The sequence below is a fragment of the Methanosarcina barkeri MS genome (assembly GCF_000970025.1).
Lineage (GTDB): Archaea > Halobacteriota > Methanosarcinia > Methanosarcinales > Methanosarcinaceae > Methanosarcina > Methanosarcina barkeri.
Genome location: NZ_CP009528.1, coordinates 3914560 through 3938104, shown reverse-complemented (window position 1 = coordinate 3938104; position 23545 = coordinate 3914560). Strand labels below are relative to the sequence as shown.

20 protein-coding genes and 1 pseudogene are annotated in these 23545 nt (G+C 38.4%); 12 read left to right on the top strand and 9 right to left on the bottom strand.

From position 1 onward, the window contains the following. Positions 1–53: 53 nt before the first annotated feature. Positions 54–503, bottom strand: a complete 450-nt coding sequence (locus tag MSBRM_RS15980) for a 30S ribosomal protein S19e (protein WP_048121840.1) — start codon at positions 501–503, stop codon at positions 54–56. 1351 nt (positions 504–1854) lie between these two features. On the opposite strand from MSBRM_RS15980, the gene frhA reads away from it, so the two are divergent. The 5 genes from frhA to MSBRM_RS15955 all read left to right on the top strand — a co-directional run bounded on the left by frhA (position 1855) and on the right by MSBRM_RS15955 (position 6725). Further along, positions 1855–3225 (top strand): coenzyme F420 hydrogenase subunit alpha, encoded by a 1371-nt coding sequence (gene frhA, locus MSBRM_RS15975; RefSeq protein WP_048156290.1) that lies wholly within the window; start codon positions 1855–1857, stop codon positions 3223–3225. 5 nt (positions 3226–3230) lie between these two features. Beyond that, complete coding sequence (gene frhD, locus MSBRM_RS15970) at positions 3231–3710, top strand: coenzyme F420-reducing hydrogenase, FrhD protein (protein WP_176722069.1); 480 nt, start codon at positions 3231–3233, stop codon at positions 3708–3710. Between the two features lie 44 nt (positions 3711–3754). Continuing rightward, positions 3755–4573 (top strand): coenzyme F420 hydrogenase subunit gamma, encoded by an 819-nt coding sequence (gene frhG / locus MSBRM_RS15965; RefSeq protein ID WP_141706313.1) that lies wholly within the window; start codon positions 3755–3757, stop codon positions 4571–4573. Beyond that, on the top strand, positions 4566–5441 hold the full coding sequence (frhB, locus tag MSBRM_RS15960; protein ID WP_048156287.1) for a coenzyme F420 hydrogenase subunit beta: 876 nt from the start codon (positions 4566–4568) through the stop codon (positions 5439–5441). Before frhG ends, frhB begins: the two co-directional genes overlap by 8 nt. Positions 5442–5885: 444 nt before the next feature. Next, positions 5886–6725, top strand: coding sequence for a DUF2971 domain-containing protein (locus MSBRM_RS15955; RefSeq protein ID WP_048156285.1), 840 nt, complete (start codon positions 5886–5888; stop codon positions 6723–6725). 223 nt (positions 6726–6948) lie between these two features. Here MSBRM_RS15955 and MSBRM_RS15950 read toward each other — a convergent pair whose 3' ends face one another. Further along, positions 6949–7422: a hypothetical protein gene (locus tag MSBRM_RS15950; RefSeq protein WP_048156282.1), complete on the bottom strand. Its 474-nt coding sequence runs from the start codon at positions 7420–7422 to the stop codon at positions 6949–6951. A gap of 843 nt (positions 7423–8265) precedes the next feature. Here MSBRM_RS15950 and MSBRM_RS15945 point away from each other — a divergent pair. Next, positions 8266–9571: pseudogene (locus MSBRM_RS15945) on the top strand (IS4 family transposase). Positions 9572–10100: 529 nt separating this feature from the next. On the opposite strand, the gene MSBRM_RS15940 reads toward MSBRM_RS15945, so the two are convergent. Further along, a complete protein-coding gene (locus MSBRM_RS15940) occupies positions 10101–10742 on the bottom strand; it encodes a hypothetical protein (protein ID WP_052712927.1) in 642 nt (213 codons plus the stop codon). 556 nt (positions 10743–11298) lie between these two features. On the opposite strand from MSBRM_RS15940, the gene MSBRM_RS15935 reads away from it, so the two are divergent. The 3 genes from MSBRM_RS15935 (at position 11299) to MSBRM_RS15925 (ending at position 13369) form a co-directional block, all read left to right on the top strand. Further along, a complete protein-coding gene (locus MSBRM_RS15935) occupies positions 11299–11493 on the top strand; it encodes a hypothetical protein (RefSeq protein WP_141706387.1) in 195 nt (64 codons plus the stop codon). Positions 11494–12710: 1217 nt separating this feature from the next. Then, on the top strand, positions 12711–13007 hold the full coding sequence (locus tag MSBRM_RS15930) for a nucleotidyltransferase family protein (protein ID WP_048156274.1): 297 nt from the start codon (positions 12711–12713) through the stop codon (positions 13005–13007). Beyond that, on the top strand, positions 13004–13369 hold the full coding sequence (locus MSBRM_RS15925) for a HepT-like ribonuclease domain-containing protein (protein WP_048156272.1): 366 nt from the start codon (positions 13004–13006) through the stop codon (positions 13367–13369). Before MSBRM_RS15930 ends, MSBRM_RS15925 begins: the two co-directional genes overlap by 4 nt. Positions 13370–13387: 18 nt before the next feature. On the opposite strand, the gene MSBRM_RS19755 is transcribed toward MSBRM_RS15925, so the two are convergent. The 5 genes from MSBRM_RS19755 to MSBRM_RS21530 form a co-directional block, all read right to left on the bottom strand. Further along, complete coding sequence (locus tag MSBRM_RS19755; RefSeq protein WP_080943753.1) at positions 13388–13555, bottom strand: type II toxin-antitoxin system HicB family antitoxin; 168 nt, start codon at positions 13553–13555, stop codon at positions 13388–13390. A 329-nt stretch (positions 13556–13884) separates the two neighbouring features. Next, the gene (locus tag MSBRM_RS15920) at positions 13885–14280 is read right to left on the bottom strand and encodes a hypothetical protein (RefSeq protein WP_048156269.1); all 396 of its coding nucleotides are present in this window, start codon (positions 14278–14280) and stop codon (positions 13885–13887) included. Between the two features lie 5 nt (positions 14281–14285). Continuing rightward, positions 14286–14504, bottom strand: coding sequence for a hypothetical protein (locus tag MSBRM_RS15915; RefSeq protein WP_048156266.1), 219 nt, complete (start codon positions 14502–14504; stop codon positions 14286–14288). A 229-nt stretch (positions 14505–14733) separates the two neighbouring features. Beyond that, positions 14734–15015: a GNAT family N-acetyltransferase gene (locus MSBRM_RS22165; RefSeq protein WP_052712926.1), complete on the bottom strand. Its 282-nt coding sequence runs from the start codon at positions 15013–15015 to the stop codon at positions 14734–14736. Next, positions 14972–15130: a hypothetical protein gene (locus MSBRM_RS21530; RefSeq protein ID WP_230668935.1), complete on the bottom strand. Its 159-nt coding sequence runs from the start codon at positions 15128–15130 to the stop codon at positions 14972–14974. Before MSBRM_RS21530 ends, MSBRM_RS22165 begins: the two co-directional genes overlap by 44 nt. 283 nt (positions 15131–15413) lie before the next feature. On the opposite strand from MSBRM_RS21530, the gene MSBRM_RS15905 reads away from it, so the two are divergent. The 3 genes from MSBRM_RS15905 to MSBRM_RS21525 all read left to right on the top strand — a co-directional run bounded on the left by MSBRM_RS15905 (position 15414) and on the right by MSBRM_RS21525 (position 19390). After that, positions 15414–15671 (top strand): hypothetical protein, encoded by a 258-nt coding sequence (locus MSBRM_RS15905; protein ID WP_141706389.1) that lies wholly within the window; start codon positions 15414–15416, stop codon positions 15669–15671. Between the two features lie 293 nt (positions 15672–15964). Continuing rightward, a complete protein-coding gene (locus MSBRM_RS15900) occupies positions 15965–18832 on the top strand; it encodes a DEAD/DEAH box helicase (protein WP_048156265.1) in 2868 nt (955 codons plus the stop codon). Between the two features lie 405 nt (positions 18833–19237). Then, entirely contained in the window at positions 19238–19390 is a 153-nt protein-coding gene (locus tag MSBRM_RS21525) for a hypothetical protein (protein ID WP_230668933.1), read from the top strand. A gap of 36 nt (positions 19391–19426) precedes the next feature. Here MSBRM_RS21525 and MSBRM_RS15895 read toward each other — a convergent pair whose 3' ends face one another. Further along, positions 19427–23314, bottom strand: a complete 3888-nt coding sequence (locus MSBRM_RS15895) for a hypothetical protein (protein WP_048156261.1) — start codon at positions 23312–23314, stop codon at positions 19427–19429. Positions 23315–23545: the final 231 nt, after the last annotated feature.

Here is a 23545-nt window from a genome sequence, read left to right as displayed (position 1 = left end):
ATTTGAAAGGGAATCCTATGGATTTGTCAGGTCCCCTTCGGATGGAATTTTTCTCAGTATTTTGCAAGTTCAGGGATCTTCTCAAGAAGTTCCTGCTTGAGCTCATTGGCTGCATTATCAAGCATAGAGCGTCCCTTTGCAGATACTGTTCTTCCATCCTTTACTTTTTGCAGGTAACCTGCAGCTTCAAGCTGCTGTACTGCCTTTCTGGCAATCGAACCGCTGCCTTTTGCTTTGTGGTATGGCTGTGATCCGTTGTCTTTCCTTCCACCGTATATTGATCTGAGCCTTTCAATTCCTACAGGCCCGTCAGTATAGATTTTCCTCAGGATCGCTGCGGTTCTGATATACCACCAGTCATCGTTGTTTGGAGGGAGTTCTTTGTGAACTCCGGTCTTTACGTTCTTTGCCCACTCAGGGGGAACGACATTTTCATTTTCTTTAAGTATGCCTGCAACCTTCTCGATGAGTTCCATTGCAGGGACATCAAACACTGTTGTCATGCATGCCACCTTTTCTAAATTAGGTTGTCTTTGCAGGTCCTGAGAGATAGTGCCGATTCTACTCCCCTGGCTGCCAGAAATCTACTTTTTCCCGAAACGAGGTAACTCATTCTCTTTCGAGAGGTCCTTTCTTATCCTTGTAGCTGGATTTATGGACTCTTGTGGTTTGGGCTTTCAGGCCCGATAAGCCGGTAAATGTGATTTTTAGTTTTAACTGGAAGGAGGTTGATATATTTATCAATTACTGTGTTCAGGCATTCATATACAATCGATCAGGTGAAATATAGTATGAAAAATTTCAAACTGAAAAACGATCTAATTGTATTGAGTTAACTTTTGTCAATTGACGCAAGTGCGAACATTCAGCGTAATTACTTTCAAGCTATAAAAGCATTTTGCGAATTCATGGATAAGCGCCTGATGAACTTATTCTGGAAGCTAAACAGGGAGCCAAACCTGGTCTGTTGATGGGACATAGAGGAATTAAAATACGTCTCACTAGTTTAAAGAAATCTCTGCTTAGGTAAGACTGTCCTCTGATACCAGAACAAACACCTTACAGTATTATATTGCTTTGTATCTGTTTCCTCAGATATCTCAAAAGTATTTTTGGAGCTTTTTCCATGAATGTCTTCAAAATTTTAAATTTAGCTATATCGTATCTGGCTTGATCTAGAGAGTACTCCGAAAATAACTACATTAAAGGTTCTTGAATCAAAAAACTTCCATTTTCAAAAGGGAGTTTGCTGCCAATTCACTATATCACATAATACAAATAGTATTGCTGCAACTAAAACAAACTACATAAAACTAACGATCGGTACAAGACCATTTATACTCTGAAAACAAAAAAACCTTTCAAATTGATAAAATGATACGAAGATCAGGGCTAAAAAGTAGTGGTGAATTTTTCAAATCTATAAAGACGCAGCTCCCAAAATATATGCCACTTTTTGTTTCTAGTTCTTCAATGACCTTATGATTGGGCAAAGTATAAACTGCAATAAGTGATCTTTGCACATATTTATGTGTCTAATATTCTTTTAATTTCAATGTTTTCTTTGTCATAGAAAAGAATTGACTTAATATAAAACTCGATTTATAGATTGGAATAAATATGCTTATTATTTTATTAACCTTCTTTATATTGATAGAAGGATTTATGTAATATCGCGTTTTCAACCATTTATCGTTATAAATTAAATATTTAATATACTGAGGTACTACGCGCTGGAGAAATCAAGATGTTAACGTACTTCATGTACGAGTAACTTTCTTAGAATTATCGCACAGAGAGTGCCTTAACCACGGTACAGCCTAAATAACAACGAATCTAAAACGAGGCATACCATTGACGAAAGTTGTAGAAATCTCTCCAACCACAAGACTTGAAGGCCACTCCAAGCTCACCCTGAAGGTAGATGACCAGGGTATTGTTGAGCGAGGAGACTGGCTTTCTATCACCCCTGTAAGGGGTATTGAAAAGCTCGCTATAGGTAAGACAATGGAACAGGTCCCGAAGATTGCTTCTAGGGTTTGCGGTATCTGTCCTATTGCCCACACACTGGCAAGCACCGAGGCTATGGAGGCTTCGATTGGCTGCGAGATCCCCACGGACGCAAAGCTCCTGCGGATCATTCTCCATGCCGCGAACCGTATCCACAGCCATGCTCTGCACAACATCCTGATCCTCCCGGACTTTTATATTCCTGGGACGGAAAAGAAGTTTAACCTGTTCGCCAACGAGCAGCCTGCCAGGAGCGTTATGGCAAGAATTGTCCGCATCCGCGAGATTGCACAGACAATTGCAGCCATCGCAGGTGGCGAGGCGATCCATCCATCCAATCCGAGGATCGGCGGAATGTACCACAATGTGAGTCCCAGGGCAAAGCAGAAAATGGCCGATTTGGCGAAAGAATGTCTTGTCCTTGTTCACGAGCAGATGGAATTCATGCTTGATGTTATCAGGAACATGCAGAACCGGGAGTTTGTCGAAGTTGGAGGCAAGCAGATCCCACTGCCTAAGAAACTCGGGTACCATAACCAGGGAGTTATGGCCACAGCCCCGATGTACGGGTCATCCAGTCTGGATGATAATCCCACATGGGATTTCACTCGTTGGAAAGAAACCCGTCCATGGGACTGGTATATGGGTGAGGTAACAATTGATCTTGAGGATCCAAGCTATCCGATCGGAGGCACCACGAAGGTCGGCACCAAAGCCAACCCCCAGATGGAGTCTTGCACAGGTGTCCCGACCTACGACGGACAGCCTGTTGAGGTTGGTCCGAGGGCAAGGCTTGCTACATTCAAGAACTTCGATGAGAAGGGCACTTTTGCCCAGCACATCGCCAGGCAGATGGAATACCCAGACTGCTGCTACACCATCCTCAACTGCCTTGACAACCTGAATACCTCGGGTAAGGTCCTTGCCGATCATATCCCTCAGGGAGATGGGTCCATGGGCTGGGCTGCGAACGAGGCTCCGCGTGGGAGCAATATCCATCTTGCACGGGTGAAGGACGGAAAGGTGCGGTGGTATGACATGCTTGTGCCCACTACCTGGAACTTCCCTACCTGTAGCCGTGCTCTGACTGGAGCGCCCTGGCAGATTGCCGAAATGGTCGTTCGGGCTTATGACCCGTGCGTTTCGTGTGCAACCCACATGATCGTGGTGAACGAGAAGGAAAAAATAGTCGCCCAGAAGCTCATGCAGTGGTGAAGGTAATGGAATCGCTGTACTCCGAGATCGTGGTGGCAGGCTGCGGCAACCCGCTCTTTGCGGATGATGGGTTCGGACCTGCAGTTGTGGAAAAACTCAAGGATCTCGAACTTCCAGAGAACGTCACGGTTGTTGACGCAGGGCTTGGAGGTCCACATTTTGTTTTTACTCTTCTCAACCCTGAGTCCACAAAGACTCTTATCATTGTGGACATTGCGGACTTTGGTGGGGAACCCGGCGAGCTCAGGTGGCTCTCTGTTGACGAGCTTCCTGTGGGGAGTTACCGGGACGCCCACTCATGGGACCTGACCGAGCCGCTCCAGTACATCAAGGACGATATCCGGGTCCGTGTCCTTGCATGCCAGAAGAAATACGTTTCTTCTCCCGAGATGGTCATCGGGATTACAGACGAGGTACAGAGAGCCATTCCAGACGCTGTATCCGAGATACTAAAGGAAATCGGAGTGAACTATGGGACTGCTTAACTTCATCGAGAAAACCATGGGCAAGGGAGCCCTTTATGGTTGTGATGGAGAACAAGGCGGAAGCTACAAAGGAGAAAAAACCAGTGACAAATAAGATTAAGATCGGTCATGTACACATGAGCGGCTGTACCGGCTGCCTTGTGTCTCTGGCCGACAACAACTTAGGACTCATCAAGATCCTGGACGACTATGCCGACCTCGTATACTGTCTCACTCTTGCTGACGTCCGGCATATCCCGGAGATGGACGTGGCGCTCGTTGAGGGATCGGTCTGCCTCCAGGACCATGAATCAGTAGAGGACATAAAAGAGACGCGGAAGAAGTCCAAGATCGTGGTGGCTCTCGGTTCCTGCGCATGCTACGGGAATATCACCAGGTTCAGCCGCGGCGGGCAGCACAACCAGCCACAGCACGAGTCTTATCTCCCAATAGGAGATCTCATCGACGTGGATGTTTACATCCCAGGATGCCCCCCGAGCCCGGAGCTTATAAGGAACGTCGCTGTCATGGCGTACCTGCTCCTTGAAGGGAACGAGGAACAGAAGGAGCTTGCAGGCAAGTACTTAAAGCCCCTCATGGACCTTGCGAAGCGCGGCACTTCCGGATGTTTCTGCGACCTTATGTACGATGTGATCAACCAGGGCCTCTGCATGGGCTGTGGCACTTGCGCTGCATCCTGTCCAGTGCATGCGATTACTCTTGAGTTCGGGAAACCACAGGGTGAACGTGACCTATGCATTAAGTGCGGCTCCTGCTACGGCGCCTGCCCGAGGTCTTTCTTCAATTTAGACGTGATTTCTGAATTTGAGAACATCAGCGAGATAATTGCTAAAGCGCTTAAGGATGGTGAGAGTGATGATTGAAGATCCGTATCTCGGCAAATACGTGACATGCGTTTCGGCGCGGAGCACGGACAAGGAGATCCTCAAGAAAGCTCAGGACGGCGGAATCGCCACCGCTCTCATGGTCTATGCCCTTGAAGAAGGGTTCATCGACGGAACTATTGTGGCAGGCGAGGGCGACAAACCCTGGCAGCCAAAACCGGTAGTCGCGATGACCCGCGAGGACATCCTTAAGGCACGAGGAACAAGATACAACATCAGCCCCCAGATTTCCTGGCTCAAGGAGGCTACACGGTCCTTTGGCCTTGATAAGGTAGGGGTCACCGGCGTTTGCTGCCAGATGCAGGCAGTGAGGAAGGCTCAACTTTATCCTATCAATATGCGAGATGTCCCGGGCAAGGTTGCTTTTACAGTGGGGCTTTTCTGCATGGAGAACTTCTCGTACAAGTCCTTGCAGAGCATTGTCGAGGACCACGCAAACCAGAGCCTTGGCTCCGTGAAGAAGATGGAGATCACGAAGGGCAAGTTCTGGGTCTATACCGAACGCGGAAACGTCGCTACTGTTCCACTCAAGGCAACCCACAAGTACGAGCAGCCAGGCTGCCATGTTTGTCTTGACTATGTTTCTAACCTTGCCGACATTTCAACCGGCTCGGTCGGAAGCCCAGACGGCTGGTCTACGGTTTTCATCCGCACCAAAGTCGGAAACGAGATCTGGTCAAAGGCTGTTGCAGACGGCATGTTCGAGACAAAACCAATTGAGGAAGTCAAACCCGGTCTCGATCTCCTCAGGAAACTCGCGAAAGAAAAGATCGACAAGAACCAGAAAACAGTTGAGGAGCGCAAGACTTTCGGCATCAACAAGGGGCTACGGAACCCTTACGCCTAAAACTCCTCTTTTTTTGTCAGCGAAGCTATTGTGTTAGCTACGCTGAATACGGGGATGGGATGATTGGTTCTCATCCCTGTTTTTGATTTCAATGAAAGTGTATTGAAATTTCTGTTGAATTTTAATTGATTTTGTAGTCCTTTTTACTATCAAAATATAGTATCTTTTTAAGAAACTGTTTTTTAATTTATGTATCTTTATTTTAAACTAAAACTAACTTCAATAGACGCTGAAAAAAGTACCTATATGTTTCTTGCATTATTTTTGCATTTGATAGGTTGATCGGCAGAAATTCGCATATTCCTATAGCCCATAGAATTACTGAGTTCAGAAAAGCATAGGTAAAACAGACAAAGTAAAACATTTAAGTATTTCCAGTAAATCAATGTTGTTTTATTTAAAAAGTATTTGTGTTAGAAATACAGTATTTACTCAGTGGTTTATATGACAAATAAAAATTTAGTTTTTCAGTACAAGCATATTTTGAAACACGATGATAATCACACCATAGATAACTTGTCTCGTAAACAATTATATTTTAGTGATCCAGCTGCATTTGAAGATAGTGCTGATTTCAATATCATGATATATGAGACTATGACGGAAGAAAAAATTATAGATTTGATTGCTTTGAGGAGGAAGTGTGATCCTTCTAAAGCAAATGAGATACTAAACGATTATGTAAACAATGGTACTGTTAAAAAAGAAGGGAATATGTATACCTACTATCAAAAAGTAAAAAAATTGCCTAGAGTTTGCTGTTTTAGTAAAACATGTAATAGTCGTAAAATGTGGGAGAAACATGCTGATAATCACCAAGGTATTTGCCTTTGTTTTCAGTATACTGAGGAAACGAATGCAAGAGACTACAATAAGCATATATTTACGCAGCAGGGAGTAATATGTCCACTTTATGAAGTAATATACGTGCCTTCATTTAATGATCCAGATGCAATAGATATGTCAAATAGTTATAGACACACCCAAGCATCTGAGCGTGGACGTACAAAAAAAATCGATTATATATTCGAAGAGGAATGCAGAATAATCTATAGCAGGGACGTACTTGAAAATGATATACTTAATTATTTTGAAAGTGATCTAAAAGGAATCATTTTTGGTTCGAGGATAACCCGTAAAAATGCGGAATTAGTCTACAAAACTATACAAAAAAATTATGAGACTACTATAGAATTATATAAATCGATAGAAACTTCAGACAGAGATACAGTTAAAATTGAAAAAATACCTGATTTTGGCGAATATATTCAGAGCTTAACATAATTTGTAATTTTTAGGTGAGGGAACATAATCTACGTATCTAATATCTACGAGGGTGTCGAGAATTCCTGTGAATCCAAAGTTAATTTTTTGTGTACTGAGTATAATTCCATCTTTCAACATTGAATATTCAAACTACTAACTTCTTGGGAATTGTGATTTCACAGAAAATCAACACACTACCATTGAAAATACTTTTGCTTTACGCATTACTGTTACTCCTTATTTACTCACCACGTATGTAATTGTCTAATCTATAATAATGATCTTGTGCATCTAACAGTTTGTTATTTGAATTATTTTTAGCTTCATACATAGCGTCATACACAGAGGAATCTTGTGACATATCTAAATTCCATTTCTGTACTGCTACATATCTAAATTCTGCTGCACTGATATAATCATTTAAAATTATATCCCATTCATTTTGCGCCTTTTGAAATTTCGAAGACGTAGGATCATACATATGATTATTTCGTAACGCAGTCTGTGCGTCTTTTACGACTTTATCGCAAGCATTTAAATTATCTAAATGCATTTCTTGATCATTTAACATATCAAGCTTGTCTAGCCTCATCATCTCCATATCTAATTTAGTAGAACGCAACCATGCTTGGTCTTCATCATTTTTTGTGCTTCCGCAACCAGAAACAAATATTACTGCCGCTATAATCAGAAGTAATGTAACTTTTCTATTCACTATTTGCACTCCTGATTTTATATTACAGATAATTTCCTTTATCTATTTCTTTATTATTATACTTAGACTAGGTGATGTAACTTCTTCTAATCTAATCTCATAGCTTATCACTTCCTGGTGAAAGCGACAATGAAACTCAGGATAAACCAGAGATCCACAGGACTAATTACTGTAGTCAATGCGTATCAACCTCCTTTGTGCTCAGCTCTATGTTCAGCTATCAGATAGCTAAACCAGATGCATGCTCCAGGAATATCGTAATGCGATATCTCATGCACAACAGATACGAACGACAATTAAACCAACTATAGACGAGATGAAGTTACATCAAAAAATATATCACAAATTATATAAAAAATTATGCACGAAATGCAGATACACGAGAGCATATCAACTGCTACACTAAAAATTATGATCTAGCAGGTTCCGTTGATACACTTCAATCTTCACTCTTTGTGTAGTTGCAATACCTTTGATTCTAAGCCGTTTTAAGCCATTATAGAGCAGGCAGTGTGCCGATATTTCTGTAAAATCAAAAATTTCAATAGGTTATTGAGTAAAAAATTCCATATCAGGAAAATAAAAATCCACACAGTATACGAAAACTTAGCTTTGAATTTACAGCAAATTCGCGACGGTGCCTTAAAAATCTAACACTTTGTTTAAAGTATTAGGTTGTACCCACTTTCCGCAGTAAATTTTCGTAGATTCATATTTTTACTGCTATCGATTTTCAATCAAACGTGGATTTATTAGATTTTTATGCATGCGTCATCGGTTAAGCATTAAATTCCCTCTCTTGTATGTGTTTTTTATATTAGTAATATAAATATCTCTGTATCTATGTCTCCTTGTCCCCCACTTACTCTTGAAGACTCTCTTCGGGAAATGTTTCCCGAAGAGTGGTTAAGGCAAACTGCCAAAGAAACTGGTCTTATAGTACGTGAACGTAAAATTGACCCTGTCATTATCTTTTGGGTTTTAACTCTCAGTTTTGGTGTACGCTTACAGCGTACACTTGCCAGTTTGAAACGCGAATATGAAACTGAGTCACAAAAAACCATAAGCGATAGCAGCTGGTACTATCGTTTCACTCCAGAACTTGTTGAGTTTCTTCACCAGTGTGTAATTCATGGCATGGGAGAGCTTGCAAAAGAACCTGGTAGGAAACTTAGCAAGAAACTCGAAACCTTCCAAGATGTTGTCATTCAGGACAGCACAATTGTTCGTCTCCATTCCTCGTTAGCAGACAAGTTTCCTGCAGCAAGATCAAGAACAGTAGCTGCAGGAGTAAAAGTTGGAGTTATGGTAAGTGCAGTTGCTAACGGACCTAGAACCGTTGCTCTGTACTCTGAAAAAACAGCTGAAATAAAGACATTAAAAATAGGTCCCTGGATCAAAGACCGTATTCTCCTTGTTGATCTTGGTTCTACAAAACTCAAATGTTGCAAGAGTTGAAGAAAATGGGGGATATTTTGTCTCAAGGATTAGGAAGAATATAGACCCTATTCTTGTTTCTATTGAAGAGGGACTTTCTAAGACAAAAAGCAAAGAGTTCGCTGGAAAACCTGTTAGTGAATGTATTAAGCAACTTTCTGGAAAAGATATTGATGCAGTTGTAAAAATAGAATTCAAAAGAAGAGAGTATAAAGGCAAGCAAAAACAGGACGAGATAAATGTACGTCTTGTTGCCGTATATAACGATGAGGATGAAAAATACCACATTTACATCACAAATATTCAGAAAGATATTTTGAATGCAAAAGACATTGCAAACTTATATGAGGCAAGATGGGACATAGAACTGTTGTTTAAGGAATTGAAAAGCAAATACTCGCTGGACGTTCTTGAAACAAAGAATGTGCAGGTAATTGAAGCTCTAATCTGGACAGCAATATTGACACTAATCGTTAGCAGAAGAATATATTCTCTTGTAAGAAAATCAACAACTCATCCTGAAAAAATGGCTAGATATACGCAGTTACGTTGGAGTACAATATTTGCAGAGAATGCATCAGATTTATTGACAGTAATTCTGCATAGATGTGGAATTCAAAGAACTTTTGAAACGATAATGAGTGTATATGAAAGTCAAGCATTAGATCCTCATGTAAACAGAGAAAGGTTTAGAGATGAATGGTTTGAGTAATAAATGAAAAATTGGATTCAAAAAGAGTAACAGAAGAAGGAAATAAATCCTTAACCGATGACCAATGGATTTTTATGTAGTAGGTAAAAGCAACTATGTGGTGTATTTAAAGGCAAAAAACGATATCATTCAATTTTCACCAAATGCCACTAAAAATCCAAATTATTTGTACCTGTCCCAAAAACACTATCAGGAAAAATATTGATTTTCGAAAAAATACTGCGGAATGTGGGTTGTATTTAGGTACTGATATTTAGAATTTACAAAACTGTCGACACACTACTTAACTATATAAAAGAAATTAGTAATAAGTCAATTAAAAAAAGATTAAGCTGAGATTTTTGTTAATTGTATGTAGCCAAGTTACAATTGGTTACCTTTTCAGACTAGTGTCGAGTCAAAGCAAAATGTCGTATAAAATCGATTGAAATTATTCGTAATTATTGAATCCTTGAGAATTGACGCGACACTAGTGACTTATTTCTTAAATTCAACTCCATACTTTGTTTATATTCTCTATCTCCTTTAATCAAACGCCAATGCCTAATCCTTTTTTACTTATCCAAAATGGATCTTTTTCAGGTTGGATGACTAAAATATCAATTGGGTTTCCAACGGTTTCAACTACATTTTGAAAACGCATCGTATTGATTGTAGTTTCAACCGCGTATTTAGCAAAATCAATTGCGTCTTGCAATGTGAAAAAATTCCATAATATTGTTTGAGCTGGCAAATCTGTATAAGAACCATCGTTATTCTTTAGGCTCACAGGTTGCAAAAGTCTTGATAGAACCAGAGCTTCTCCAGCCCAACTCGCGCCTTGAGTATTAGTATCTATTTTTTCTTTAATGCTATCAATAATTCTTACATTATATAAGGATTGTTTAAAAGTACCTTCTATTTTGTTATAACCAGCTACTAAAAAAGTTGCATCAGGTATGGGATCAAAACTTCTGAAATATTTTATCAGCATGTCTGGTATTTCATCAACTTTCTTTTTAGTATTTATTTTTTCTCTAATAAATGATTGTATATAACTTGTTATTGGCATACCAAAAATTGAAGCATCACCACAAACCGAAATACCACATCTGTTTGGACAGATAAAGGTCTTGTCCGTAGTATTTGTAGAATGTATTCCAATATGTTCAATGACTTTCTTATTTGGCAAAGTTTCCGTATATGAATAGGTTGTCCGGCTATCACTTGCTAATACAATACCTTCTCCAACATAAACAGCAATAATAAAAGAAATGGTTTTTTCTCCTTTGTCTTTTTTTGTTTTTATTCAAAAGTGCTAGTAATTTACTGGTATACATTTATAAAATATTCGGTTTTGAACCACATTTTTATGAAAATGATACGACTCAAGTGAATTTTGTAAGGTTTAGAGTTCTTTACACTCCACAGTTTTTTAGCTCATGAAATGAGTCTTTTATAAATCGTAAAGAAATTTGTAATTAAAATTAGCACAAAACTGGCTAAAATACATATCTTTTATAAAAATCGACAAGTTGAAAGTCGAAGTTACGGAGCGAAAAACAAATATGAGAACAAAAAGACTAAAAGATATAATAAAAGCCGAACAATTACGATAAAAACCAAAAGGAGACGTTAACATTAGCTGTGAAAGTAATAATATGAAAGTCACTTGCGAAGTCAGATGTAACAAGCACATAGGATGGTTCAATTCACCCATATTTTTTGGCACACAGCAGCTTTTCGAAATGGTTGTTACACAAGGAAACAGAGTAGAATGTCCATTTGGTGGAGAAATGATCAATTGCGACAAAAGCAATATGCGATTCAGAATATGGGACAAAAACGGAGAAATACAAGAATTCTATTATGAGAGAGATGATGACGGAAAAATAATACTAAAAACGCGCCGTTACAGAGATGAAGATGAAACACTAGAGTGAAAGCACATAGTTTTATAACAGCTCTGGCTCGGCGTTCATTCTAAAGGCATACAGGATTGAGATATTAGGCTTCAAGAATACAATAGTTTTCACCAAAACAACTGCATTTTGTAGTGAATCTTAACTTTTGTTTTACAATTCTAGGACTCAGTACCAAAATCTAGTGATGAATGTAAAGTTCAAAATCACTAGATTTTGTAATTAGTCACAATCCTTGTGATACAACTTAAAAATTGAAGTCTTTAGACGTCGAATATTGATTTTGATGATAATCGGATTCTTCTTGCTAATTCATATTTTCAATCAAAAAAGCGAAAATCACTAGATTTTGGAACAGAGTCAATTCTAGCCATATTATAATAAAAACAAAGTACTTTATGAAAAAAAGTGTATTATGGGCTGGAAATCTCTGGATGGAAAGTACAGCGACTTTTTAACATATAACGTTGCTATTCCTTTGATTCTTTGATTTATAGATAGTTTTTCAGGCAAATAACTAATTTAAGAGCTAAAAACAGCCACCTTTTGAGATTATGTTGCTATTATCTTATTATGCAGTTGTTTTCCTAAAAATACTTTATTGATATTCAAATAAAGTATTTTTTAAGAACTATTTATCAAGATAAGAGAAAGAACACAGTAGTTTAGGAAACTTGCTGCATTTTCTTGCCTGCTCTCTGGTAGCTCATTATCTGATTTTCTACAGGATTATTCTGCGTCAAAGGTAATAGCTTATCAGGCGGATCTGGCCTATCTCTAGTAGATTTTCCTTTACTAGGGCGTTTGCCACACAGACCAGATGCTCGCCTGCCTTCTTTTGTGATTGAATAAAACGAAAGGATTACCCTATATTCGGCAGGTCGACATTTCATTTTCGATGATTTTTAATGATGGTGATTTTGATATGATGATCCTTTACTATATGCAATTGTGAGGTTTACATCTGATCCAAACATAAAATCTCATACTAAACTTTAATGGAAAAATGATTTAGTGTTTATATGTGTCGTGGGAGTTGAGCCACACGTTAACCAGCTTTAAATCTAATGTATATTTATCAAATATTCAAAAACGATATCAAGAAAAATATTAAAATATCTTATGTCGACCTGCCGAATAGAGATTATAATTGACAAAACAAAATTATTCTAAGACAAAACAAGTGGCTCTCTTTCATCAGGATATGTTTAAATTGTAACAAACGAAATTATGCTGATATGGAGAGTGCTTCCCAAAATAAAGAGTTATTCGAAAAAATATCTTCATTCCTCAAGAAAGAAGGAGCAACAAAGGTAGCTATTTTTGGGTCTTATGCAAGAGGAGAAGAAAGACCAGAAAGTGATATCGACGTTCTTGTAGAGTTTTCTGAAACGAAAGGTCTGCTCACTATGGTTAGAATTGAGAGAGAGCTATCAGAGTTTCTTGGAGTAAAAGTCGATTTACTAACCGAAGGGTCGATAAGCCCATACCTTATTGAAGAAATTAAAAAAGAAGCAAAAGTGATCTCTGCATGAGAAAAAATGACTCGATTTATCTTCGCCACATCCTCGATTCAATTGAACGTATTGAAGAATATACTAGAGGTATGGAAAAAAAAGATTTTTCGTCTAGCAATCTAGTTCAAGATGGGACTATCAGGCAAATTGAGATTATAGGTGAAGCCACTAAAAACTTATCCAAAGATCTCCGCGAAAAGTATCCTCAAGTTCCCTGGAGGGACATTGCTGGAATGAGAGATCGATTGATTCATCATTATTTTGGAATTAATTTGGAAGATGTTTGGCATACTGTTAAAGTCGATATTCCTGCTTTAAAAGATGAGATTCTTGTGATACTCGATATTCTGAAGACTAAAAATAATGATGGCTCTAATTGAATAGTTTCACTGCAAAAATTAAAAATCAAGATGCTTTTCTTGTCCTTTCTCGGCTTCAACTTCAATGTAGAGTTCAATCGCCTCTTTTATCCTTCTGCTTAACTCGTCAAGCGTTTCAGCCTGAGTATGGCATCCAGGGAGTTCCGGAACAGAAGCTATGTAAATTCCATCCTTATCCTTTTCGATGACAACAGTAAACTTTTTTGTTCTGTAGTGTTCTCCTTTTTATAATACAACATATCCGTATGATCTTATATATCGCTGTAGAAAAATACTCTATGCATGACTATATCCTTTTTCTTCTTTTTCTGCCAGTGGCCGCCCGATATCTGCTCACTTTGTGAGCATGCGGGCGTGGAGGGAAGTTTTCAGATAAATTCTAAAAAGGAATTTGGCAACTCTTTTAGAGTCAACAAGGCGTTATGGGACCCCTACGCTTAAAACTCTTCTTTGAATGAGTGGAATACTCTTAATTCAACTTTTGGAGGGATTGGGCAAAAATATCCACTGTGAAACTATTTTTGCTCCTTAATGACTCTCTTATCCATATATACTAAAACCAAAAGTATTGTAGCGTAACCTCCTACTAACATTACAAATGTACTAATTCCAATTTTTAATAAGTCCGCAATTATTAATACAATGATCCATAAAAAATAACCTATCAGATTTCCTTTTATAGCTATTATGTCTTCATTTCTCGTTTTTTCGTCAATTACTTTTCTTGAGACTATATAATGTCCTGTGGTTACCATTAGAGCGGCAAGACCAACAGTAACCCAAACAATTATTTGATTAGAAATATTTAACAAAGTACTCGTCTTAAGAATTAAAGCCATTACAATAAAAAAAAGTACGCCTCCAAATATAATTCCTGAATTTTCTTCTGGCCTTTTTTTGCGTATTTTCATCAATATCACTCAGAAATATCTATTTTTATAACTGTTCTATTTGAAATAATATCAGCATTGCTTAAAAAATATTCCAAAATTTCCACCATAGCTTTTTGTTTTCCGTAATTTCCGGAAGTAGCTTGAGATTTAGCCGGTTGTTGTTCAGAATCAGCGGTTGAATGTGGGCCGCCTGCTTGTGCGTATTCTCGTTTTGGTCTTTGAGTTAGCTGTTCTTTGCACAAATCTGTTCGTAAATGGCCCTGATCTGAGTTTTCAGCTCTATAATCAAGGAGAAAGAATTCTTCTCCATAATACAGTAATTTTCTCCCAAAATGACTACATTTTTAACAAATGACTTTCATAATAGCTCGTTAAATAAAAACGGTACTGTGTAGTTGACTGGGGCTGCCCTTTAGATTGGATTCGACACATACTTAAAATTTATATTAGTTCCCATCAACTACACAAAACTCATAAGGTTATCCAGTATACCTGTACAATTTTTCTATTGGAATGTAAAATCTCTTTTTCAAAGATACCATTGTACTTCTGAATTATTTTACTTGAAGCTTCATTATCTTTATAACATGCAAGCATCACTTTTGATAATCTAATTTTTCTCGCATATTCGAGTGTCATTTTCAGCATTTGTGTGGCATAACCTTTTTTGCGTTCGGAGGGATGTACACCGTAACCACTGTGTCCGTAATTACGTAAAATAAAGCTCTGTTTTGTCAAGCAGAGCGTTGCCATGTAATTCGTATTCTCCGATATCAAAGTGTTCTTTTTTATATTCTAAAGCAGTCTCTTCAAGCTCTGTAGTCGGTTTTATTAATTCGAGTTTATCCCTAAAGTACTTCTCTAACATTCATTCGGGCATTTATTACGATAAATGTAACAATTTTTGTATCCGTTGTACTTTCTGAAATTTCTGCAACAAAACCAGATTAAATGCCTGAGTTTTATTGAAGAGTCTGGTAACTATGTGTATGTACAAGAGTTGAATTCCATTATATTTTTAGATCCTTAAACGTTAAATAGAGCTCCAGATAAACAATTTATCATTACCGAAGTGAACCATGCTCGGTAGTTGAGAAAAAACCAGGGGGTGTTTTAACGGTTCAAAAGTTAAATAATAGGGTGGTGGGATTATGGTATTAGTTAGTAAGAGATGGATTTTAGATAATGTTCAAATGTTGTACTGCTCCAGTGGAGTACTTGACCTTGACGATATCAGGGATTTCAAGGAACCTGAAGAGGGTTTTGAAACAAATCTGAGCCATATTGAGAAGCTGGAAGTAGAGAAAGGAGAAAGAAGGGAAACGTTCCATGTCCTTATTCCTGGCGGGTTTGGATGGGCTGAAGCGTTCCCTTTCACTGCGTGCCTCGAAGAAACTGAAGAACATTGAATGTGTAAAGGATATCGGATGTTAAAATCGAATAACTGTGGAAAAAGATCGAACTGTGGAAAAAGATCGAACTGTGGAAAAAGATCGACTACGATAAACTCTAAAATATAAAATAAATATATTAAAATAAAAGAAATAAATTAAGCGTTTTCTGACACTTTTCTTCTTGCTTTTCTATTTGTCTAACTCACTTTATTTCCACGCTTGAATAGAAACTACTTGCATAGAAACATTTATACTGATGCCAGCTAACACAACAATTGAACAATTTAACCAAAACTGATTACAAAAACATGACGTTTCATAACATCTTTAATACTTTTCACCCAAAGATTCAGGAAGCCATCAAAACTCTTGGCTTTACAAAACCCACAGAACCTCAGGAAAGGTCATTTCCTCACATAATGGATGGAAAGCATACTCTTTTGATAGCTCCTACGGGTTCAGGCAAGACCGAATCAGCCGTGCTGCCTGTTTTTGATAGTATCCTGAAAAAGAAACCTGAAGCCAGAAAGGGAATCTCAGCCCTTTATATAACTCCATTGAGGGCACTTAACAGGGATATGCTTTCTCGTATTGAAATCCTCGGGCAGTTGCTCGACATCAAAGTCCAGGTTCGGCATGGGGATACTCCGCAAAGTGAAAGACAGCGCCAGTCGAAAAATCCCCCTGATGTACTGATCACTACTCCTGAGACCTTGCAGGCAATGTTTACCGGCTCCCGCCTGCGCCAGAACCTTGAAACCGTGACTCATGTCGTGATAGACGAAATCCATGAGCTTGCAGGTTCAAAACGTGGAACTCAGCTGGCTGTTGGGCTTGAGAGGCTTGTGGAAATTTCAGGCGAGTTCCAGAGAATCGGGCTTTCTGCAACAGTCGGGAACCCCTGGGAAATTGCAAAGTTCCTGGCAGGCAATGGAAGGGATTTCACTGTAATTGAGGTAGCCCTGTTGAAACTGCTTGAGTTCGATGTTGTCAACCCTCAGGTTTCAGAAAAAGGAAAAATACAGGAAAAAGAAGTCTTGAAAATTGCAAAAACAGTTGGCTGCGAGCCTGAATTTGCCTCTCACCTGCTCTGCATCCGGAAAATTGTCGAAGATAGTCAGTCCACTCTTATTTTTGTAAATACGCGGCAGAGTGCCGAAGCTCTAGCTACCGGTTTTCGGAAACTCGGGACATCCATAGGGGTACACCATGGCTCGCTTTCTTTTGAAGCCCGTGTGGAAGCTGAGGAAGCTTTCAAATCCGGAGCCCTGAAAGGCCTTATCTGCACCTCGTCAATGGAGCTTGGAATCGATATCGGAAACGTCGACCAGGTGGTCCAGTACGGGTCTCCACGCCAGGTTTCACGGCTGCTCCAGAGAGTCGGAAGAGCCGGGCATAAGCTGCATTCTGTTTCCCGAGGCACTATCGTTTCTATGGAAGTCGACGATACTGCAGAAAGTATGGCAATTACGAAAGCTGCACTGGAAGGCAGGGTGGAAGAGGTTTCTCCGCATATAAAATCCCTGGATGTCGTGGCAAATCAGATTGCAGGCATGGTTATGGATTTCGGGGAGATTGAAATTGATAAAATTCTCAGGATTCTTCAACGGACGTACCCATTCCGGGATCTGCAGCTTGAAGAACTGCAAAGGGTTGTGGACCAGATAGGGGATTACAGACTTGTCTGGCATGAAAAAGGTTCAAATATCGTCAAGAGGCGCAGGAAAAGCCGGGAATACTATTACGAGAACCTTTCCATGATCCCGGACGAAAAGAAGTACGAGATCTATGATATTGTAAGTGGAAAATCAGTCGGCGTGCTGGATGAAGCCTTTGTCGTAAACTTTGCGGAACAGGGCGCCGTTTTCATAACGAAAGGCTACATGTGGCGGGTCGTTGAGATGCCTGACCGCGAGCAGGGAAAGGACAGAATCAAAGTCGAGCCCGTGGAAGGTAAGGGTGAGGTTCCAAGCTGGACCGGTGAAGAAATCCCTGTGCCTTTTGAGGTCGCTCAGGATGTAGGAAAGCTAAGGGCGGAAATTGCAGCTTTTATCCGCGCAGAACTTGACGATGAAGCTATTGCCGAACAGCTTCAGGCGAAATATCCGGTAACAAGAAATGCAGTGCTCGAATTAATCCGCCTGGTACGTGAACACGTAGAAGGAGACTTCCCCCTGCCTGATGCGAGCACGATTGTGATCGAAGACGAAGGAGATTCTGTGACTCTGAACGCCTGTTTTGGCCATAACACAAACGGCACTCTTGCGAGAGTCCTGACCTCACTTCTTTCAGCCCGCTTCGGGAGCAGTGTCGCCCAGGAAGTCGACCCCTACAGGATTCGGTTGACCCTTCCGCGCCGGGTAGGCTCTTTCCAGATTCGGGATATGCTTCTCTCCCTCCGTCCCGAACACGTTGAGCCGATCATAGAAATGACCCTGAAAAACACAACTCTGATGAAATGGAAAATGGTTCACGTTGCCCGAAAATTCGGAGCCCTTTCCCGGGACATTGACTACGACCGGATCAGCATGAAAAAGCTGCTGGAAATCTACCAGGGATCTTCAATGTACGACGAGGTTATTCGGGAAATCTTTCACGACCTGCTTGACGTCCCGAGGACAAAAGAAGTCCTTACAAAACTTGCAGCCGGCGAGATTTCAGTTGAAGTTTCCCTTCCAACCCCAATCGGTTCAGCCGGTTTTGCCATGAAAAAAGACCTGGTCGCACCGGAGAAAGCCGACCGATCAATCGTGCTTGCACTTAAGGAACGCATTATGAACGACAGAATCGTTCTATTCTGTACGAACTGCAAGAAATGGACTTCCCGCCGGCAGGTAAAGAACGTCCCTGAAGAAATCGTCTGCCCGGTCTGCGAGTCCAGGATGATTGCAGCCCTCAAACCCTGGGAAGAAGAGGAAATCAACCTTGTCAAAAAACAGGCAAAAAAGGTTAAGGTTACCCCTGAAGAAAAGAAACGGATACAGAGAGTTTATAGAAACGCGAGTATAGTGCATTCGCAGGGAAAAAAGGCGGTTATTGCGCTTGCGAGCAGAGGGGTTGGGCCTGAAACGGCGTCAAGGGTTATTGAAAAAATGAGGGTGGACGAAGAGGCATTTTACAGGGATATTCTGGTTGCGGAAAGGAATTATGTGAAGACGAAGAAGTTCTGGGAATGAGATCCAGGATATAATGTATACTGGTGCACTATTGAAAGTAAGAATATGAGTACTGAAATAAATGCATGTTAAATAGCAGTAGATAATAGCACTTATATAATCACTCCTTAATATTATGTAGCAAAGACATCTGACACAATCACTTTATAATGTATACCATTTTTCGCCCTCCGTCTACAATAATCAGATGTCTTTATTCCCCAATTCAATTTTCTTTTTTGTTTATTTATGATTTGAATCAGTTTGCTACTCTAAAACTCCAAATAATTGTAGCCTTCAAACCCTGGGAAGGAGAGGAAATCAAGCTTGTCAAAAAACAGGCAAAACAGGTTAAAGTTGTCCCTGAAGAAAAGAAACGGATACAGAGAGTTTATAGAGACGCAAGCGTAGTACGCTCGCAGGGGAATGAAGATGGTTATTATGCTTGCCAGCCGGGGGATTGGACTTGAGGCGGCGTCAAAGGTTATTGAAAAAATGAGGGTGGGTGAAGAGGAGTTTTATAGGGATATTCTTGTTGCGGAGAGGGATTATGTGAAGACGAAGAAGTTTTGGGAATAAGAGAAAGATATAGATAAGCATCTTAAAACTCGCTAATTAGTCTTCTAACATTTCTTCATCGCTTTCTAGCCAACTTTTTATTGATTTTTTTGCTTCTTCAGAGAGCCATTTGTAAAAGTTCCATGTAGGTGATCCAACTGGATACTTTTCCATAAATTCTTGAGCTCTATCACGAACATTCTGATCTTCATAACTTGGTTCACCAACGAGTCCTGTCCTTCCTCCATAAAGAGTTGAGTTTGATAGATCAGATCTTACTTCTTCGTAGCAGTCGTCACTAATCGCTTGCGCACTCACAAGTACGTTTGAAACAAAACCAGAATGTGAAAACACGAAGGTTGAAGGTGCTTCTTTGACTAAAAGTCCAACTGTTTTTATTTTTTCTTCATCTCCAGTATCTACCCATTCATTGAGAACTTCAAGACTAGTCAATGAAATATTTTCTGAAATATACGAATATAGCTTTGGGAGCCAAAAAGAGTCTTTCAAATCTGGATTTAACGATCTATCTCTAACTTTTCGAAGAATATTTTTATAATGTGAACTAAGGGATATCCCATTTAATCCTTTGTCGTAAAAACCGTTATAAGGTAAAGGCTGAAATCGGTTACTTGTACCATGCTCTATTTTCTTGGACAAATCTACTCTTTCCAAAAGGACATCAACCAATTCCTCAGGTATTTTGGTACTGCAATATGTTAGAAAAATGTTTAAGTCATATAAATTCTTTTCAAGTACGTGGACTTGACATACTTTTTTAAGAATGAACCCTAGTTGTGCTTCATCTAAACTCTCAGGTGGAATGCCATACTCTGGATTAAATATACCACAATAAGTATCAGCTATTTCTTCGTCCTCCCCAATTTCAACACCTAAAGCAAGCTCAATAGCTTCATCCCTCAAGGTATTGGGGAAGTGTCCAAGCGATTCAATAGCTAGGTTTCTTATGTCTGCATCTACAGAACTTAGTAGTTGTGTAATTATTTTGATTTCTTCATTTTTTATTTTAAACGCCCATCCTGTGTGTGCATAGCCTTCTGCTATGGAATGACATAAAATAGGATCACTGCCATCAACAGCAATTTCTGTTAACTTTATAGCCATAGCCTCGTCTTTTTCTCTAATTCCTGATAATAAGAACTCTAAATAATTAGCTAAAGGCTTTGATGTATCAGACATAATGTGATTACAGACTTCAGAAGCAACTTCTTTATCTGTAGCGCAAAGGACTCTCAAGAAGTTTGATGGATAAATTAAAATCTCATTAATTTTAAAATTGGTAATTATCTTATTAAGAGCATTGAATACTTTTCCCCCTTCATTATCACATTTCTCCAAAAATCCTTTAGATACCTCTTTTATTTCTTGGATTACTTCCTCTTGATGCTCCTTAAAGTTCTCATAATCTTTGTCATAATGATACCAGATAGCTCTCACAAGTCTGATCTCAAAATCTTCGGGCAGAAATTTTATGATTGAGCTGGCTTTATCTTTAACTTCTGGTTGGATAGTTTGTCTAGCATGCCATGCAAGTGAAGACTTTATCTGGATCTTTATAATAGGATCTGTAGTAATTTTGGAAATATCCTCTATAATATTAAGTATTTTCCTTTGTTCTGGAAGCCATGATTCAATTTCATCAGTAGAAACTTTCCTTCCATAAAAACCAGTAGGTGATCTTAAAGCCTGTGAAAGACTTTTCAATGCTCTTAGTGTTAATTTAGTTGATTCAGATTTTAACTGAGCTTCTATTAATAATATGGCTTTTCTTCTTATCTCTTTTGTATTTTTATAAGGAATTGGGTAAGGTATAAACTGTATCTCGGCTCCTATAGGCTTATCAAATATTATTTCTTTTTCTAGTATTGGATCAAGTATATCTAAGAGTGAGCATGTGTATTTAGGATCTGTATGATTATTTATCTCTTTTTCAACAAAAGTAATAATCTGGGAACTATACTCAAAAGATTTGTACATTTGATATTCGGCCAAATTTATGAGTACTGTCAATGCATGGTTAGAAGCAGTACCTCCATTTTTTATCTCTATTTCTTTTTTAGCTAAATTCCAAAGAAGTCCGCAAGACTGTTGAAAGTAGTCAAAATTGTAACTAACATTTTTTAATAATGGGGGAATTGTCCTTAATACATCTTTATGAGTGAATTCATATAATGGTGCATAATCACTTTTGGATTTGTTAATTGGGTTGTTTATTGGGTTGTTAATTGCATATCTAATTAAGTGCAGTATCCTCTGGGGTTGAAAATAAGCTACTTTTTCAAATTTATTCAATAAGACTACTTTCTCTAAGTTTGATGAATTTTTGAATTTTTCTTCTATATTATTCCATATTTCTACTAAAAGATCAGTTTCTCTATTTTGTCTATTTACTCGCCAGTCTAGTTCTGACAAATTCTCTAAAATGTTCTTGAGATATGTATCTCCAAAAGCTTCGAATATTTCTTGAGAGTACCCAGTTGAATAGCCATCTGAAGTAATACATGAATTGTGTAATATATAGTCTGACAAAACATCGGGAGTTATCCTGAGTTTAGATCCCACACGATAGAGCAATCCGCCTCTTTCTAGAGTATTAATTGATATATTAATCTTCGATTTTTTTACCTCTAAGAATTTGGCCGTCTTTTCAATGAATCCATTGTCTTTTTGGATTGGAGATAGAATGGATATGATGGAAAGCAGGTCTCTACAAAAAGTTGCGTCAAGATCATCACTAATAATTCCTGCTAATATGTCTTCCTGAAATCTACTAAAAACAGCATTTTGAAACTCTTCGTCCTGTTCTAAAAGAGCTGGCCGTACTTTATTTTCTGCAATAAGTTTTGCTCCAATAACTAAAACTATAGTGGAGTCTTTGGCTACTTTAATTAACGGTTCTAAATATTCGTGATGTTTTGATCCAAGTATACTTTTTCCAAGTTCCTCTTTTTCTTTTCTTTTAAGCTCCCCAATTTCAGAAATCTCTTCAATCTTGCGAGTATCAAATCCGCATTTACTATAGCTGCTTTTAATATAATTTAGTCCGTGAGGTCTGAAAGCCAGAATCATTTTTATTGGGGACTTTATTATAATTTCGGCTTGTTGAGCTGTTTCTAGTAATGTAATAATATCTTCTCTTCGATGGGCATCGTCTACTACTATAGTACATTTTCTTTTAGGCAATTCACGAATTGACTCTTTTGTTAATGGACTTTCACTAACGTATCTTAGTTCCCATTCATTGTGTTTTAATTCAAAATTTTTCCCAAATTCAAAAAGTATTCTGCTTTTTCCAATGCCTCCCCTTCCAGGTAAAAGGGCTATCTTTTTGTCAGATTCTAAGAAACTATCTAACTGTGATAAGATATCACTTCGACCTACAAAGTGATATTTATGGTTCAATAAGTTTGTACTTTCGAGGGAACGAGAGAAGAATTCCTCTGCAGTTAAAAAAGATTTTAAATGAATTTGGCATTCTTCTATATGTTTTTTGAGCTCTTGGTTTGTATCTTTTTCATAGTCTAATAATAATTTATCTCTTAAGTCTGGATTTTTTTGAACATTATAATCTAATATATTTAGAAAATTAGTTATAATTTCTGTAGCTTCTTCTCTCGAAAAATATCCTTCGTCAAAATAAGTAATAAATTCTTCTATAAGTTTTTCACCAAATAAGTTCTTTTCTGAAGAATTAATATAATTTTCTGGATGTTCGATATAATTCTTCATTAAGTTTTCTGCAGGAGATTCATATAAAAAACTATCAATATGAATCTTTGTCAACTTTGGGTGTTTTGGTGTCACCTTATTAATTGAATCATCAAGGACATCTGCGTAAGTATCATGGTATTTTTTAATTATTTTTTTGGCACTATCATATAATGAATTGGCTAAAAGTCCATCGGCAATTCCACCAAAGCTCATTTGATCTTCCCGTTAACTTTTTGACTCTGAACTCATTAATTTCTCAAAAATATTTAGATAATATAAAGCTTCTATATCCTTTAATTATATTTTCCTGTTTTGCTTTCGACTGTTTATTCTGGATATTCCTCTAGCAAATACATTAAACATTTATTGAGTTCTACTTATTGGAAAAACTCAAGTAGGCTTTAAATGTTTCTGTGACAAATTTCAATCTTCTGCTGTAATGCT